The organism is Pseudomonas sp. P4_C4, from assembly GCF_056402055.1.
In genome coordinates, this window is the sequence record NZ_JBFUID010000003.1 from 67389 (window position 1) to 80657 (window position 13269).

The 13269-nt window shown below is 60.3% G+C and carries 13 protein-coding genes; 2 read left to right on the forward strand and 11 right to left on the reverse strand.

The genetic code is table 11. The features are described 5' to 3' along the window. Positions 1 to 98 precede the first annotated feature (98 nt). The 9 genes from AC1DXW_RS03405 to AC1DXW_RS03445 form a co-directional block, all read right to left on the reverse strand. Positions 99 to 722, reverse strand: coding sequence for an ABC-type transport auxiliary lipoprotein family protein (locus AC1DXW_RS03405; RefSeq protein ID WP_477753449.1), 624 nt, complete (start codon positions 720 to 722; stop codon positions 99 to 101). Further along, positions 719 to 1657: an MlaD family protein gene (locus AC1DXW_RS03410; protein WP_477753450.1), complete on the reverse strand. Its 939-nt coding sequence runs from the start codon at positions 1655 to 1657 to the stop codon at positions 719 to 721. The genes AC1DXW_RS03405 and AC1DXW_RS03410 overlap by 4 nt, the downstream gene beginning before the upstream one ends. A gap of 1 nt (position 1658) precedes the next feature. Continuing rightward, positions 1659 to 2462, reverse strand: coding sequence for an ABC transporter ATP-binding protein (locus AC1DXW_RS03415; RefSeq protein ID WP_477759764.1), 804 nt, complete (start codon positions 2460 to 2462; stop codon positions 1659 to 1661). Continuing rightward, positions 2459 to 3607: an ABC transporter permease gene (locus tag AC1DXW_RS03420; RefSeq protein ID WP_477759765.1), complete on the reverse strand. Its 1149-nt coding sequence runs from the start codon at positions 3605 to 3607 to the stop codon at positions 2459 to 2461. The genes AC1DXW_RS03415 and AC1DXW_RS03420 overlap by 4 nt, the downstream gene beginning before the upstream one ends. Before the next feature lie 53 nt (positions 3608 to 3660). Beyond that, positions 3661 to 4689, reverse strand: a complete 1029-nt coding sequence (locus tag AC1DXW_RS03425) for a DUF5924 family protein (RefSeq protein ID WP_477753453.1) — start codon at positions 4687 to 4689, stop codon at positions 3661 to 3663. A 228-nt stretch (positions 4690 to 4917) separates the two neighbouring features. Beyond that, positions 4918 to 6294 (reverse strand): M16 family metallopeptidase, encoded by a 1377-nt coding sequence (locus tag AC1DXW_RS03430; RefSeq protein ID WP_477753454.1) that lies wholly within the window; start codon positions 6292 to 6294, stop codon positions 4918 to 4920. Positions 6295 to 6350: 56 nt separating this feature from the next. Further along, positions 6351 to 8009, reverse strand: coding sequence for a Na/Pi cotransporter family protein (locus AC1DXW_RS03435; RefSeq protein WP_477753455.1), 1659 nt, complete (start codon positions 8007 to 8009; stop codon positions 6351 to 6353). A 299-nt stretch (positions 8010 to 8308) separates the two neighbouring features. Beyond that, positions 8309 to 9076 (reverse strand): TerC family protein, encoded by a 768-nt coding sequence (locus AC1DXW_RS03440; protein WP_477754523.1) that lies wholly within the window; start codon positions 9074 to 9076, stop codon positions 8309 to 8311. Positions 9077 to 9161: 85 nt separating this feature from the next. Beyond that, positions 9162 to 10469: a CitMHS family transporter gene (locus AC1DXW_RS03445; RefSeq protein WP_477754524.1), complete on the reverse strand. Its 1308-nt coding sequence runs from the start codon at positions 10467 to 10469 to the stop codon at positions 9162 to 9164. Between the two features lie 366 nt (positions 10470 to 10835). On the opposite strand from AC1DXW_RS03445, the gene AC1DXW_RS03450 reads away from it, so the two are divergent. Beyond that, positions 10836 to 11237, forward strand: a complete 402-nt coding sequence (locus AC1DXW_RS03450) for a GFA family protein (RefSeq protein WP_477754525.1) — start codon at positions 10836 to 10838, stop codon at positions 11235 to 11237. On the opposite strand, the gene AC1DXW_RS03455 is transcribed toward AC1DXW_RS03450, so the two are convergent. After that, entirely contained in the window at positions 11238 to 11564 is a 327-nt protein-coding gene (locus AC1DXW_RS03455) for a DOPA 4,5-dioxygenase family protein (RefSeq protein WP_477754526.1), read from the reverse strand. It abuts the gene before it with no gap. A gap of 86 nt (positions 11565 to 11650) precedes the next feature. On the opposite strand from AC1DXW_RS03455, the gene AC1DXW_RS03460 reads away from it, so the two are divergent. Beyond that, entirely contained in the window at positions 11651 to 12313 is a 663-nt protein-coding gene (locus AC1DXW_RS03460; RefSeq protein WP_477754527.1) for an NAD(P)-dependent oxidoreductase, read from the forward strand. Here the strand turns inward: AC1DXW_RS03460 and AC1DXW_RS03465 are convergent. After that, positions 12310 to 13260, reverse strand: coding sequence for a choline sulfate utilization transcriptional regulator (locus AC1DXW_RS03465; protein WP_477759766.1), 951 nt, complete (start codon positions 13258 to 13260; stop codon positions 12310 to 12312). The genes AC1DXW_RS03460 and AC1DXW_RS03465 overlap by 4 nt on opposite strands. Between the last annotated feature and the right edge of the window lie 9 nt (positions 13261 to 13269).

Below are 13269 nucleotides of genomic sequence, written 5' to 3' on the forward strand. Positions count from 1 at the left end.
CGAGCTTGCTCGCGATAGCGGTGTGTCAGGCACATTGATTGTGAATGTACCTCAGTCATCGCGAGCAAGCTCGCTCCCACAGGGGACTGCGCAGGCTTTCAAGGTCTGGGTGACGGCGCCAGCCTCTGCCCTTGCTCAACCGCCCAGTTCACCACCTGCGTGGTCAACTGATCGTTCGCCTGACCGAACCCGACCACCACAGCCGGGACCTGCACATCGCTGAGTGGCTGGCGCACTTCAAAGCGGCGGCTGGCGAGGATGCGCTGGTCGTAACTGCGCACCAGCAATGCATCCAGACGCACGACCGTGCTGGCATTCGTGCCCTGGTATTCAGTCTGGAACGCCTGCAGGCTGCCGCCCAATTCAAGATCGGTCTGGAAAATGCTGTCATCGGTGCTCAGCAACGGCACCCGTCCGTCATGCTGGAAACCTTCCAGCAGGCGATTGCGCACCAGCACCGGCGTCGGGTCGCTCCAGCGTGAACCCTTGTAGTGGCTGATCACATCGCCCTGAGGAATCACGGCAATATTCGGACTGTTCAACGCTTCGCTGGACTGGAACTTGCTCAGGCGCAGCGACCAGCGCTGCGGCGTGCCATGGCTGGCCGATGCGCTCTGAGCCGACGGCAATCGATAGACTTCGAAGGGCTCGGGCTTGGGCAGGATCGAGCACGAACTGATCAGCGTGAAGCCAGCGAAGAGGGCAATCCGAATCAGCTTCATGGCGTGAATTCCTTGGTCTTTTCACTGCCCAGCAGGTAACCGCTGGGGTTGGCTTCCAGGCGTGTGGTAATGGTGCGCAACGAACTCAGGGTTTCGCGCATCTCACGCACCGCCGGGCCCAGGCCATTGAGGCCTTGCATGCCGCTGTTGAGAGAATCCTGATTGGCGGTGATCAGTTTGTTGAGGGTGCCACTGCTCTCCTGCAGCGACTTCATCGCCTGCTCGGCGCTGCCCAGCGCTTCCTTGCCATGTTCGTTGAGCAGCCCGTTGGCATTGCGCATCAACGCCGTGGTCTGCTCCAGCATGGTGTTGGCCTGCTTGCCCACCGAGGCCAGTTGCTGCATGGCCTGGCGGATATCGCCGCGCTGCTCGGCAATGGTCCCGGTGGTTTGCTCCAGATGCTCCAGGGTGTTGCTGATGCGCTCGATGTTTTCCGTGGAGAACATCAGGTTGGCGTTATGCATCAGCGTGGTCACCCCGGCCATCAGGTCCTCGCTGTCATTGAGCAGGCGGGCGATGGGCGAGGGCAAGGCGATAATGGTCGGCAGGTTGCCGTCCTTGCCCTTGAGCGTCGGGCTCTGAGGCGTGCCGCCACTGAGCTGGATGATCGAGGTCCCGGTGACCCCGGTCAGGGCCAGCTTGGCATTGGTGTCTTCCTTGACCGGGGTATCGCCGGCCAGGCGAATTCGCGCCAGTACCCGGCGCGGGTCTTTCGGGTCCAGGCGCAGCGAGATCACGTCGCCGACCTTGATCCCGCTGTACTGCACCGAACTGCCCTTGGACAAACCGCTGACGGCCTCGTTGAACACGACTTCGTAGTCCTTGAACTCGGTGTCGACACTGGACTTGGCCAGCCACAGGCCGAACAGCAGCGCGGCCGTCACCACAATCACCGTGAACAGGCCGATCAATACATGATGGGCTCGGGTTTCCATGTCAGACCTCGTTGAGCTGTTGGGCGGCCGTCAATGCCGCGCGGCCACGAGGGCCATGGAAGTATTCGTGAATCCACGCATCGTTGGTTTCCGACACCTTGTCGATGGCGTCCGCCACCAGCACTTTTTTCTGCGCCAGCACCGCCACCCGGTCAGTGATGGTGTAGAGCGTGTCGAGGTCGTGAGTCACCAGAAAGACACTCAGGCCCAGAGCATCGCGCAGGGTCAGGATCAATTGGTCGAACGCAGCGGCACCGATCGGATCGAGGCCGGCGGTGGGCTCGTCGAGAAACAGGATGTCCGGATCCAGCGCCAATGCCCGGGCCAGCGCGGCACGCTTGATCATGCCACCGGACAGCGACGAGGGATACTTCTCCGCCGCCGACAGCGGCAACCCGGCCAGGGCCATTTTCACCGCTGCCAGGTGCTCGGCGTCGTTGCGGCTCAAGCCGGCGTGTTCGATCAGCGGCAGGGCGACGTTCTCGGTTACGGTCAGCGAAGAGAACAGCGCGCCTTTCTGGAACAGCACGCCGAATCGCCGCTCCACCAGCGAACGCTCGTGTTCGGACAAGGACGGCAGGTTTTTCCCGAAGACTTTCACCACGCCTTCGCTGGGCTGGCGCAGCCCGACAATGCTGCGCAGCAGTACCGATTTGCCGCTGCCGGAGCCGCCGACCACGGCGAGGATCTCGCCTTTGTACAAGTCCAGGTCGAGGTTCTCGTGCACGCTCTGGCGGCCAAAGCGGTTGCACAGTCCACGGACTTCAATCACCGCCTCGGAGGGCGCACGGGGGACACGACTCACCAACCCATCTCCATGAAAAACATCGCGGCTATCGCATCCATCACGATCACCACGAAAATCGACTGCACCACGCTCGACGTGGTGTGGGCGCCGACGGACTCGGCGCTGCCACTGACCTTGAAGCCTTCAAGACAACCGATGGCAGCGATAAGGAAGGCGAAGACCGGTGCTTTGACGATCCCCACCAGAAAGTGCTGAACGCCGATGTCCGTTTGCAGTAGCGACAGGAACATCGCCGGCGAGATATCCAGCGCCAGCGCGCAGACCACGGCACCGCCGATAATCCCCGACAGCATCGCCAGGAAGGTCAGCATCGGCAGGGCGATCAGCAACGCCAGGACCCGCGGCACCACCAGCAACTCCACGGGATCGAGACCCAGGGTGCGGATGGCGTCGATTTCCTCGTTGGCCTTCATCGAACCGATTTGCGCCGTGAACGCACTGGCGGTGCGCCCGGCCATCAGGATCGCAGTCAGCAACACACCGAACTCGCGCAGGAAGGCAAACCCCACCAGGTCCACGGTGAAGACGGTGGCGCCGAAAGTGGCCAGCACCGTCGACCCGAGAAACGCCACCACGGCGCCCACCAGAAAAGTCAGCAACGCAACGATGGGGGCGGCGTCGAGACCGGTCTGTTCGATATGGGCGATCATCGGTGTGACGCGCCAGCGCTTGGGACGGAACAGGCCGCGGACGATGGTTTCGATGATCAGGCCGACGAAACCCAGCAGTTGCAGGGTGTCCTGCCAGACGATGTCCACAGCGCGACCAATGCGGGTCAGCAACTGAATGGTAACGCTGACTTCCGGCTCCTTGATCGGTATGCAGAAATCGGTCAACGAGCAGTAGACGGTTTGCAGCAACGCCCGATCGGCGGCGCAGAGTGTGCAATCAGGATGTTCGGCGGAGCGGCCAATGCGCTCGGAGCCGAGCAGCTCTACCAATAGCGAGGCGCCGGCGGTGTCGAGGGCGCCGAGACCGTTGAGATCGATGGGGGTGTTGGCGTCGTACTGGCCGTGGAGCTTTTCGCTCAACAGTTTGAGGTCAGCGTAATGGGTAAGCGTCCAGTCGCCCGTCACCCGCAACCGCGCAGGGGTAAGCGACGTGTCTAATCGGGCGTTGCCGGCCATCGTGCTGCTGATCATAAGCTCCGTGCTTGTTCAGTGATTACGCAGCCTACGTAATAGCACGAACCGGATTACTTTTCTTTGATCGCTGTGCTGTCCGTGACTTTGAAGCGCAGCACGCCGATGACCTGGCCATCTTCGGTCAGCACCCGAACCTGCCATTTGCCAGCCGGGTTGCCCGGGAAATTCTGCTTGTGGGTCCAGGCCCGGTAACCTTCCTTGCGCCCGCCGTGAATATCCAGAGGAATGCGGTCGACCTCTTTACCGTTGAACTGCCAGACGTGATAAATCCGCTCGTCCAGGCCACGCGGGGCGTTGATCGCGGTGTACGCGTAGAGCCCGCCATTGCGTATCTGTTCGGCACTGACTTCTTCGAGGCTGGCACCAGGCGTGCGGTCCTGCATTTGCGTGCTGATGGCCACGTCGGTCATCCACAGCGTCGCCGGCGGCACCCACGAGCGCAGCTCCCAACCAACGACGCCAATGCCCAGGGTGATACTCAAAATCGCCAACGCACTGCGTATGGTACGAATCGGGAAGATCGACGCCAGGCTCGGAAACGACAACAGCACCGAGATGCCCAGCGCCCATTTGAAACTTTGTGCGGTGGTCAGGTGCATGATCACCGGCAACGCAGTGAGCAGGGCGGCGAACAGGGTCAGGGTGTGCAGGGCCAGAAACGCCCAGCGCCGTGGCGCCAGCCACTTGTAGTAGAGCGGGTCGATGATCGAAATCAGCGCCGCGACGCCCAGCAGCCCGGTGAAAACCAGCTGGCCGCTGTTCCACGTCGTGGTGATGAAGAAGAACGGCAGGACAAAGAACAGGCTTTCCTGATGGATCATCTGCGTTGCGTAACGCAGCAAGGGTTCCGGTATTTCGCGCTTGAAAATGCGCGTGAACAGCTTGGTCAGGCTGTTTTCCAGCATCAACCAGATCCAGCTGATCAGCATGATGGTGGTGATCCAGCTCGCCAGGCCTTGCTGGCGATCGACCAGAATGAAACTGCCCACCCCGGAGATGAAACCACAGAGCGCAATGACCCCAGGGTAGCGCTTCATCAATTCAAGGATGCGCTGTACGAAAAGGGTCAGGTTTTGCATTCGGCGGTTTCACAGTCGTCGTAGGAAAAAACCTCGACAGGGTACCGTTGGTGCGACTCTGTGGCGAGGGCTCACGGTCAGTTACACCGCGCACCTGTGGGAGCGAGCTTGCTCGCGATGAGGTCGGCACATCCAACATTTTTCGTCGGCTGACAATCCGCTATCGCGAGCAAGCTCGCTCCCACAGGTAACCGGCAAGGTCTATCAGTCCGTTGTCACATGGAATGGTTACTTCCTGCGATGCAAACGCCAGCCCACCAGCATCAACATGATCAAGCCCGCCCCCCCGACCGCCAACCACATCAACTGGTCATAGCTGAACAGCGGCTTCTCGATCCGCAAATACCCCGGCTGCAACAGCAGCTCACGCACGGCCTTGTTCGCCTCTTCCAGCGTCACCCCTTGCAGCTCACGGGCCGGGGCAGTGAAGCGGCCGTCCTCGTAATCACCGATGGCGCTCCAGTAGTAGTCGGCCAACGCGCTGTTGCCTTGTACGGCCCAGGCCTGACGGGCAATCGCGGCCTGTTTGAGGCGGTTGAAGGTGTCGGCATTGAGGCCGTCCTTGAGCAGTCCGGCCTTCAAGTCATCGAGCACTTGTTCGGCCGCGAGCACGTCGTCGCGTTCAAGGTCGGCATTGAGGCTCATGAAACCCACGCCGCCGAACACCTCGCGTTCCGCCCACGGGCCGTAGGACAAAGCGTGAGCCAGGCGCAGCTGCCGATAGAGCGCCCAATCCAGGTAGTCCTTGAGCAAATCGAAGGTTTGGTCGTGCCCGTCGTCCAGCACCGGCTCCGGCACCAGCCAGTGCAACTTGGCGCTGTTGCCGACCAGACCGTGGGTCAAGGTGCGCTCATGGGCGGCGCTGGCCTGGATTTGCGGCAGCGGCGGATGCTCGCCAGGCGTAATCGCGTCCAGCGCGCCGTACGCCCGCTCCAGATAGGCCGGCAGCAACTTGTCGAGGTCGCCGACCACGATCAGGGTCATGTTGTTCGGCGCATACCAGTCCTTGCGCACCTGCTCCAGTTGCTCATGGGTCAGATCATCGACTTGCGCACGCTCCGGGCACTTGAGGCCCAGCTCCACGGCCAGTTGGTTGCTAGCCGTGTGGCCGAGGTCCTGACGATCGAGCCAGCGTTGCAGGTGCGAGTAGTGGCCACCGTCTTCACGCTCGACCACTTGCTTGGCCGCGTGGATGGCGTTGTCGTCGAAACGGGTCTGGGTCAGCAGCGCCAGCAGCAGGTCGAGCACCTTGCGCTGGTTTTTCGCCGGCGCTTCGATGACGAAAGTCGTATCGGCATTGCTGGTGAAGGCGTTCCACTCACCGCCCAGGGCCTGCATGCGTTCTTCCAGGCCACCTTCGCCACTGGCGTCGATGCCGCTGAACAACAGGTGTTCCAGCAGATGCGGCAATTCCTTTTCTTCGCAATTGAAATCGTCCAGGCCAACGCCGACCACCAGCCGGATCGCCACATGCCCGCGGTCAGTGCCGGGTTTGAGTAGCAACTGCAAACCGTTGCGCAGGGTGTAGCCCTCGACCTGGAAGCGATCCAGGGCCAGCGACGGAAAAGAACCAAGCAACAGGCAGGCGAACAACAGGCAACGCATAACAAGCTTCCGTACGGCTAGCGTGAGTTCAACAGACTTCAAGTAACTGTGGACGTTCAGGGTGAATGCGTAATGTCAGTCAAATCGTCGACCACCAGCGCGCCGGTGTCTGATGTTTCCAGCACCACGTAGGCACTGCTGCAAAACAGCGAATTCAGACGCTTCATGTCGGCGATCAGCTCCAGGTGCAACGAACTGGTTTCGATACTCTGCACGATTTTACGTTGCAAACGGCTGACATGAGCATGGGCCAGGCGCCGCTCCTGTGCACGGAAACGACGTTTTTCACGCACCAACTGGCGAGCGCTTTCCGGGTCGGCGCTGAGAAACACCGACATCCCGAGTCGCAGGTTGGAAATCAACTGCGTCTGCAACCCGGTCAATTCGTCCAGCCCGACTTCGGAAAACGACCGGCGCTGCGAGGTTTTCTGCTGCTGGACCTTGCGCAGCATGCGTTCGATCAAATCGCTGGCGAGTTTCAGGTTGATCGCCAGTTCGATGATTTCCGCCCAGCGCCGACTGTCCTGATCGCTGAGATCTTCCCGGGGCATTTGCGCCAGATACAACTTGATCGCGCTGTAGAGCGCTTCGACATCGTCAGTCAGGCGGCGCATTTCCTGGGTGACGGCGGTTTGCTTGCCGCGCAACACGTCGAGCATGGCTTCGAGCATGTTGTCGATCAGGTCGCCCATGCGCAGGGTTTCCCGGGCCGCGTTGGCCAGCGCCAAACCGGGCGTGACCAACGCTGTGGGGTCAAGGTGCCGGGGCTTGGCCGTGCCGTTGGCCTGCAGGCGCTCCGGCAGTACCCAGGCACAAAATCTGGCCATCGGCCCGACACTGGGCAGCAGGATCAGACAGCGCACGGTGTTGTAGAGCAGGTGAAAGCCGATGACCATTTCCTGAGGGCTGAAGTCGAGGCCATCGAGCCAGCGCACCAGCGGATCAAGTACCGGAATGATCAATAAAAGACCAATCAGTTTGTACAGCAGGCTGCCCAGCGCCACTTGCCGCCCGGCGGCGTTCTGCATGCTGGTGCTGAGGAAGGCGAGTACGCCGCTGCCGATATTGGCGCCGATCACCAGCCCGATGGCCACCGGCAGGCTGATCACGTTGGCGCCCGCCAGAGTCGCGGTGAGCAACACTGCGGCCAGGCTGGAATAGGAAACCATCGCGAACAGCGCGCCGACCAGGGCGTCGAGCAGGAGGTCGCCGGTGAGCGAGGCGAAAATCACCTTCACCCCTTTGGCATGGGTAATCGGATGCGCGGCTTCGACAATCAGTTGCAGCGCCAGAATGATCAAGCCCAAGCCAATGGCGACACGGCCCATCTGCCCGAGTCGGGTCTGCTTGCGCGACAGAAAGAAAATCACCCCGGCAAAAATCAGCAGGGGCGACAACCACGACAGATCGAACGTCAGCACCCGCGCCATCAGGGCCGTACCGACATCGGCACCGAGCATGGTGACCAGTGCCGGGGTCAGCGCCATCAGGCCCTGGCCGACAAAGGAAGTGACCAGCATGGCGGTGGCGTTGCTGCTCTGGACCATCGCCGTCACGGCGATCCCGGAGACGAAAGCCAGCCAGCGGTTGGACATGTTATGGCTGATGACATGGCGCAAATTGGTGCCGTAGACCCGCAGGATGCCGGTTCGGACGATGTGCGTGCCCCAGATCAGCAGGGCCACGGCAGAAAGCAAATTGAGCAGGGTGAGCATAATGACCCCCTGTGGTGTAGCGCCCCAATGGAGCAAGTTGACGGTACCGCGCGACGTTCTACGTTCTGTACTTAAGCTGTAGTTGGCTAACGGTCTTCGCGCCAGCATCGCATAGCCAAAGAAGGGATTGAAACAAAACTGTCATGAAACCGTGTTCACGCAGGCATGCAAAAGGGGCCCGAAGGCCCCGATTTTATGTAGGAGCGAGCTTGCTCGCGATGGTCGTTAACGAAAACGCGTGTTTACGAGGTAAACACGGAGCGCTCGAGTCCATCGCGAGCAAGCTCGCTCCTACAGGGTTACTGGCCCGGAATGTCCTTGCGCAGCTTTACCGGATCCTGCTGTTTCTTCTTTTTCGTGATGGCAGTGCGCATCCTGATGTTGATCGCTTCCACCGCCAGCGAGAACGCCATGGCGAAGTAGACGTAGCCTTTTGGCACGTGCACGTCGAAGGATTCGGCAATCAGCACCGTACCGACGATCAACAGGAACGACAGCGCCAGCATTTTCAGCGACGGGTGCTTGTCGATGAACTCGCTGATGGTGCCGGAAGCCCACATCATCACCAGCACAGCCACGATGATCGCGGCGATCATGACCGGAACGTGGGAGACCATGCCGACCGCGGTGATCACCGAGTCCAGGGAGAACACGATGTCGATGATTGCGATCTGGATGATGGTGTAGAGGAAGTTGCCGCCCTTGCCCGAAGGTTCGTCGTTGCTTTCATCTTCACCTTCCAGCGCGTGGTACATCTCTTGCGAGCTTTTCCACAGCAGGAACAGACCACCGAAGAACAGGATCAGGTCGCGTCCGGAAATACCCTGGCCGAAGACTACGAACAGGTCCGCCGTCAGGCGCATGACCCAGGTGATCGACAGCAGAAGCAGGATTCGCGTGACCATGGCCAGCGCCAGACCGAAAATCCGGGTGCGCGCCTGCATGTGCTTGGGCATGCGGCTGACCAGGATCGAAATCATGATGATGTTATCGATACCCAGGACGATTTCCAGGGCGGTCAGGGTGAAGAAGGCAACCCAGATTTCAGGGTTGGTCAGCCATTCCATGTGTATTCCTTTGAGCAATTGTTAAACCACAACGGGCCCGGGCTTCAAACAGCGAAGCCTGGACCCGAAGTGGTGAGTCTTGGGCTTATAGAGTGCTGAACACCGGGAAAGTCCCCAACAGCAATGCAGCAATCAGTATGCAGGTACAAACCAGCACTGCCCACTTGAGGGTGAAGCGCTGGTGGTCACCGAAATCGATGCCGGCCAGGGCCACCAACAGGTAGGTCGATGGAACCAGCGGGCTCAACAGGTGGACGGGCTGACCGACGATCGAGGCACGTGCCATTTCCACCGCGGTTATACCGTAATGGCTGGCGGCCTCGGCAAGAACCGGTAACACGCCGTAATAAAATGCATCGTTCGACATGAAGAAGGTGAACGGCATGCTGACCAGCGCCGTGATCACCGCCAGGTACGGGCCGAGGAAATCCGGAATCACCGCCAGCAGGCTTTTCGACATGGCATCGACCATCCCGGTGCCGGTCAGGATACCGGTGAAGATACCGGCCGCAAAGATCAACCCGACTACCGCCAGAACGCTACCGGCGTGAGCCGCCACGCGATCCTTCTGCTGTTGCAGGCAAGGATAGTTGACGATCATGGCGATACTGAACGCCACCATGAACAGCACCGGCAACGGCAGCAGGCCGGCGATCAGGGTGCCCATCAGGGCCAGGGTCAGGGCGCCGTTGAACCAGATCAGGTTCGGACGACGGGCATCCGGGAACTGCGAAACGCTGATTTCGCTGTGGTCGATTTCATCGCCCACCAGGTGCAGTTCACCCAGGCGAGCACGTTCACGCTTGCCGTAGAAGTAGGCGATGACCAGGATCGCCACCACACCGGCCAACATCGCAGGAATCATCGGTACGAAGATGTCGGACGGGTCAACATGCAACGCACTGGCAGCGCGAGCGGTCGGGCCGCCCCATGGGGTCATGTTCATCACGCCACCGGCGAGGATGATCAGGCCGGCCATGATCCGCGGGCTCATGCCGATACGGCTGTAGAGCGGCAGCATGGCAGCCACGCAGATCATATAAGTGGTCGCGCCGTCACCATCGAGGGAAACGACGAGCGCCAGTACGGCGGTGCCGACCGAAACTTTCAGCGGGTCGCCCTTGACCAGTTTGAGGATCTTGCGCACGGCCGGGTCGAACAGGCCGGAGTCGATCATCAGGGCGAAGTACAGAATAGCGAACATCAGCATCACGCCGGTTGGCGCAAGCTTGGTGATGCCTTCGAGCATCATCGGGCCGATCTTCGGCGAAAAACCGCCGAACAGGGCAAAGATGATCGGAATGATGATCAGGGCGATCAGCGCGGACAGGCGCTTGGTCATGATCAGGAACATGAACGTGATGACCATGGCGAAGCCAAGGAAAGTCAGCATGGGAATACTCCAGGCGTAGCGCGACTAGGGAATGGGCAGATCGGGCGGGATCAGCGCAGAACGGGAAGCACGAGACGTACGGGCGGAGTTACAGCGAAGTGGCGGGTAGAAGAGGACATCAGAATCACCATTGTTGTTGTTAAATGGGCTGTGCGAGCAATAAAACGCTGGCATTGGCCAACCGGTCTGTTGCCGGTAGTGGGGGCGATCCTAATCGGGGAAGCTTTCAGCCAGCTTTCGAGAATGAAAGCGTTGACCGGAAGTACAACCGGTCGTCGGATTGGGACAATGAGGTGTAAATCGGGTTGAGGCCTTCGCAAGCAGGCTCGCGAAGGCGTCAGTCAATCCACGTCAGGAGGAAACAGCATGGTCGAAGTTCACACCGGCGGCTGCCACTGCGGGCAACTGCGCTATCAATTCAGCGGGCCGCCGCACGACATCGCCCACTGCCATTGCTCGATTTGCCGGCGGGTCAGCGGCGGCATCGTGACCACCTGGATCACCGTGCCAGCATCAGCCTTTCAATGGCTGGCCGGGACGCCATCGCGGTACGATTCTTCATCCACCTGTGCGCGATATTTCTGCGGCCACTGTGGGGCGCAACTGGCGCTGGTGACGCACCTGAGCCCGGAAAGCATCGACCTGACCATCGCCACCCTCGACCATCCCGAGCAAGCACCGGCCGAGCGGCACATCTGGACCGACAACCGTTTGCCATGGCTGCACCTGGACGAACATTTGCCCGGCGAGGCTGGAGAAACACTCTGATCAAAAAATAGACAGGTCCAGCGGACGAATAGCGCCCATCCAGATCGCGTGCTCGGTGTGGTCAAGCAGATCGTTGCCGGTGTCCGGGTGCAGAAATACCACCAGACCCTTGCGGTTCAGCGCCAGCCACGGCAGCACGTCGCCCAGCACCTGCGGCTCGAACGCCAACTGGCAGCTCCAGTCCGGGTGCGGACCGACCGGGCGTTCGTGCACGCGACCCATTTTCAGTGGAAACAAACGCGCCGCCTGTTCACACAAGGCCCGCGCCTGCCCGATCGTGCTGGCATCGAAATAAACGTGGGCGTGGTAACCCGTGATCTGCTGCATCTGAACCCCTCTGAAAACTGTTCGAACCCTCGCCGGTTCCTGCGGGTCAAACATCATATAGGCGCTGGAAAACAGGAAGCCCAGCCATGAAAAATGCCGAAACCCCCGTCGTGAAAGTGGTGCTGTATGGTGCCATGAGTAGCCTGGGCAGTGCGCTGATGGCTGAAATGCTGCGGCGCCAGCATGAAGTGATCGCAATTCTCGATGACCTCAATGCACTGGCACCCCGTCCGGGGCTGCGCACCAAGACTGGCGATCTGTTCGACGCACAACGGGTCAAGCAGAGTGTGGCCGGCAGCTCCGTGGTCATCTGTTTACTGGACGCTCCAGGCTTACCGTTCAACAGCGAACACGTAGAAAAAACCATCGTACCGGGCCCAGTCGAGCAGGTGCTGGCAGTGGATGCACTAATCGATGGCATGCAGACAGCAAACATTTCCCGATTGTTTCTGGTGGGTGATTTCGACGTGCTGGACGATCCGGAAGTCGAGGACAGCTTGCAACGTCACGCCGCCGAGGAAATCCGCGAGGCACTGCAAAGCAGTCCTTTGAAGTGGACGCTGGTTAACGAACCGCGCGGAGTACCGGGGCTGACCATCGAACATTTTGCCGAAATCGGTGGCAACCTCGAGCCGCGGTTGGCCGAACCGCTGGAACGGCTGGCCCGCACCGCCGTGGGCATTGCCGATGAATTGCACTTGAACCTGCACATCCGAGAGCACGTCAACTTCATCGCAACCGACAGCTAAACCGCAATGGACGGCAGCGTCAGGCCGTTGAGCGATTGCGCACTGCGGGCCTGCTCGGCCATCAACCAATCCACAAACTGTTGAATTAACGCTCCGCGTCTTTTGCGCTGGGGCAGCACCACGTAGTAACCCAGCCTCGACATCACCGTTTCGCCGATCGGTCGGCACAACAATCCTTGCGCCAGCAAGTTATCCACAAGGTGCCGCCAGCCAATGGCTACGCCCTGGCCGCCAATCGCCGCCTGAATCAACAAAGTGTAATTGTCGAAGCGCAACTGCCCGGGCGCCGGGGGCGAGGTGATGCCCAGCTCGCGGAACACACCACTCCAGTCGAACCAGTTACTGCTGTGTTCCCCACGCAGGTGCAGCAACGGAAACTCCAGCAATGCCTGGGCCGGCAAGGGCAGGGGACGTTCGCTCAACAACTGCGGGCTGCATACCGGAAACACTTCCTCGCTGAACAGCCAATGGCTCTCACCCTGCTTGAAGCGGCCATCGCCGAACAGCACCGCCACATCGATATCGGTACGTAGCATGTTATGGCTGCGTTCACTGGTGACCAGGCTGACATCCACTTGCGGATTGGCCGCGTGAAAGCGGTGCAAACGCGGCATCAACCAATAGGCGGCGAAGGCAAAATCCGTGGCCACCTGCAGCACTTCATGCTGTTGCTGTGCGCTGATTGCGCTCAATCCTGCGTCTATGTTCTGCAAACCGAGCTGAACCTGCTCAAAAAGTATCTGCCCGGCCTCAGTCAACTCAATACCGCGATAAATACGGTCGAACAGGCGTGTCGCCAGTTGTTCTTCCAGGCGCTTGATCTGCTGGCTGATGGCCGGTTGCGTGGTGCCCAGTTCAACCGCCGCCGCGGTAAAGCTGCGCTGACGGGCCGCCGCTTCGAAGGCGCGAAGCAGATCCAGTGACAGGTCACCAAGGGCGTCATACATAAGCTGTAC

What these genes read in the sequence shown, in the direction of transcription:
- AC1DXW_RS03405 (WP_477753449.1), bottom strand. Translation starts at nt 722, where the DNA reads ATGAAGCTGATTCGGATTGCCCTCTTCGCTGGCTTCACGCTGATCAGT.
- AC1DXW_RS03410 (WP_477753450.1), bottom strand. Translation starts at nt 1,657, where the DNA reads ATGGAAACCCGAGCCCATCATGTATTGATCGGCCTGTTCACGGTGATT.
- AC1DXW_RS03420 (WP_477759765.1), bottom strand. Translation starts at nt 3,607, where the DNA reads ATGATCAGCAGCACGATGGCCGGCAACGCCCGATTAGACACGTCGCTT.
- AC1DXW_RS03425 (WP_477753453.1), bottom strand. Translation starts at nt 4,689, where the DNA reads ATGCAAAACCTGACCCTTTTCGTACAGCGCATCCTTGAATTGATGAAG.
- AC1DXW_RS03430 (WP_477753454.1), bottom strand. Translation starts at nt 6,294, where the DNA reads ATGCGTTGCCTGTTGTTCGCCTGCCTGTTGCTTGGTTCTTTTCCGTCG.
- AC1DXW_RS03435 (WP_477753455.1), bottom strand. Translation starts at nt 8,009, where the DNA reads ATGCTCACCCTGCTCAATTTGCTTTCTGCCGTGGCCCTGCTGATCTGG.
- AC1DXW_RS03440 (WP_477754523.1), bottom strand. Translation starts at nt 9,076, where the DNA reads ATGGAATGGCTGACCAACCCTGAAATCTGGGTTGCCTTCTTCACCCTG.
- AC1DXW_RS03445 (WP_477754524.1), bottom strand. Translation starts at nt 10,469, where the DNA reads ATGCTGACTTTCCTTGGCTTCGCCATGGTCATCACGTTCATGTTCCTG.
- AC1DXW_RS03450 (WP_477754525.1), top strand. Translation starts at nt 10,836, where the DNA reads ATGGTCGAAGTTCACACCGGCGGCTGCCACTGCGGGCAACTGCGCTAT.
- AC1DXW_RS03455 (WP_477754526.1), bottom strand. Translation starts at nt 11,564, where the DNA reads ATGCAGCAGATCACGGGTTACCACGCCCACGTTTATTTCGATGCCAGC.
- AC1DXW_RS03460 (WP_477754527.1), top strand. Translation starts at nt 11,651, where the DNA reads ATGAAAAATGCCGAAACCCCCGTCGTGAAAGTGGTGCTGTATGGTGCC.
- AC1DXW_RS03465 (WP_477759766.1), bottom strand. Translation starts at nt 13,260, where the DNA reads ATGTATGACGCCCTTGGTGACCTGTCACTGGATCTGCTTCGCGCCTTC.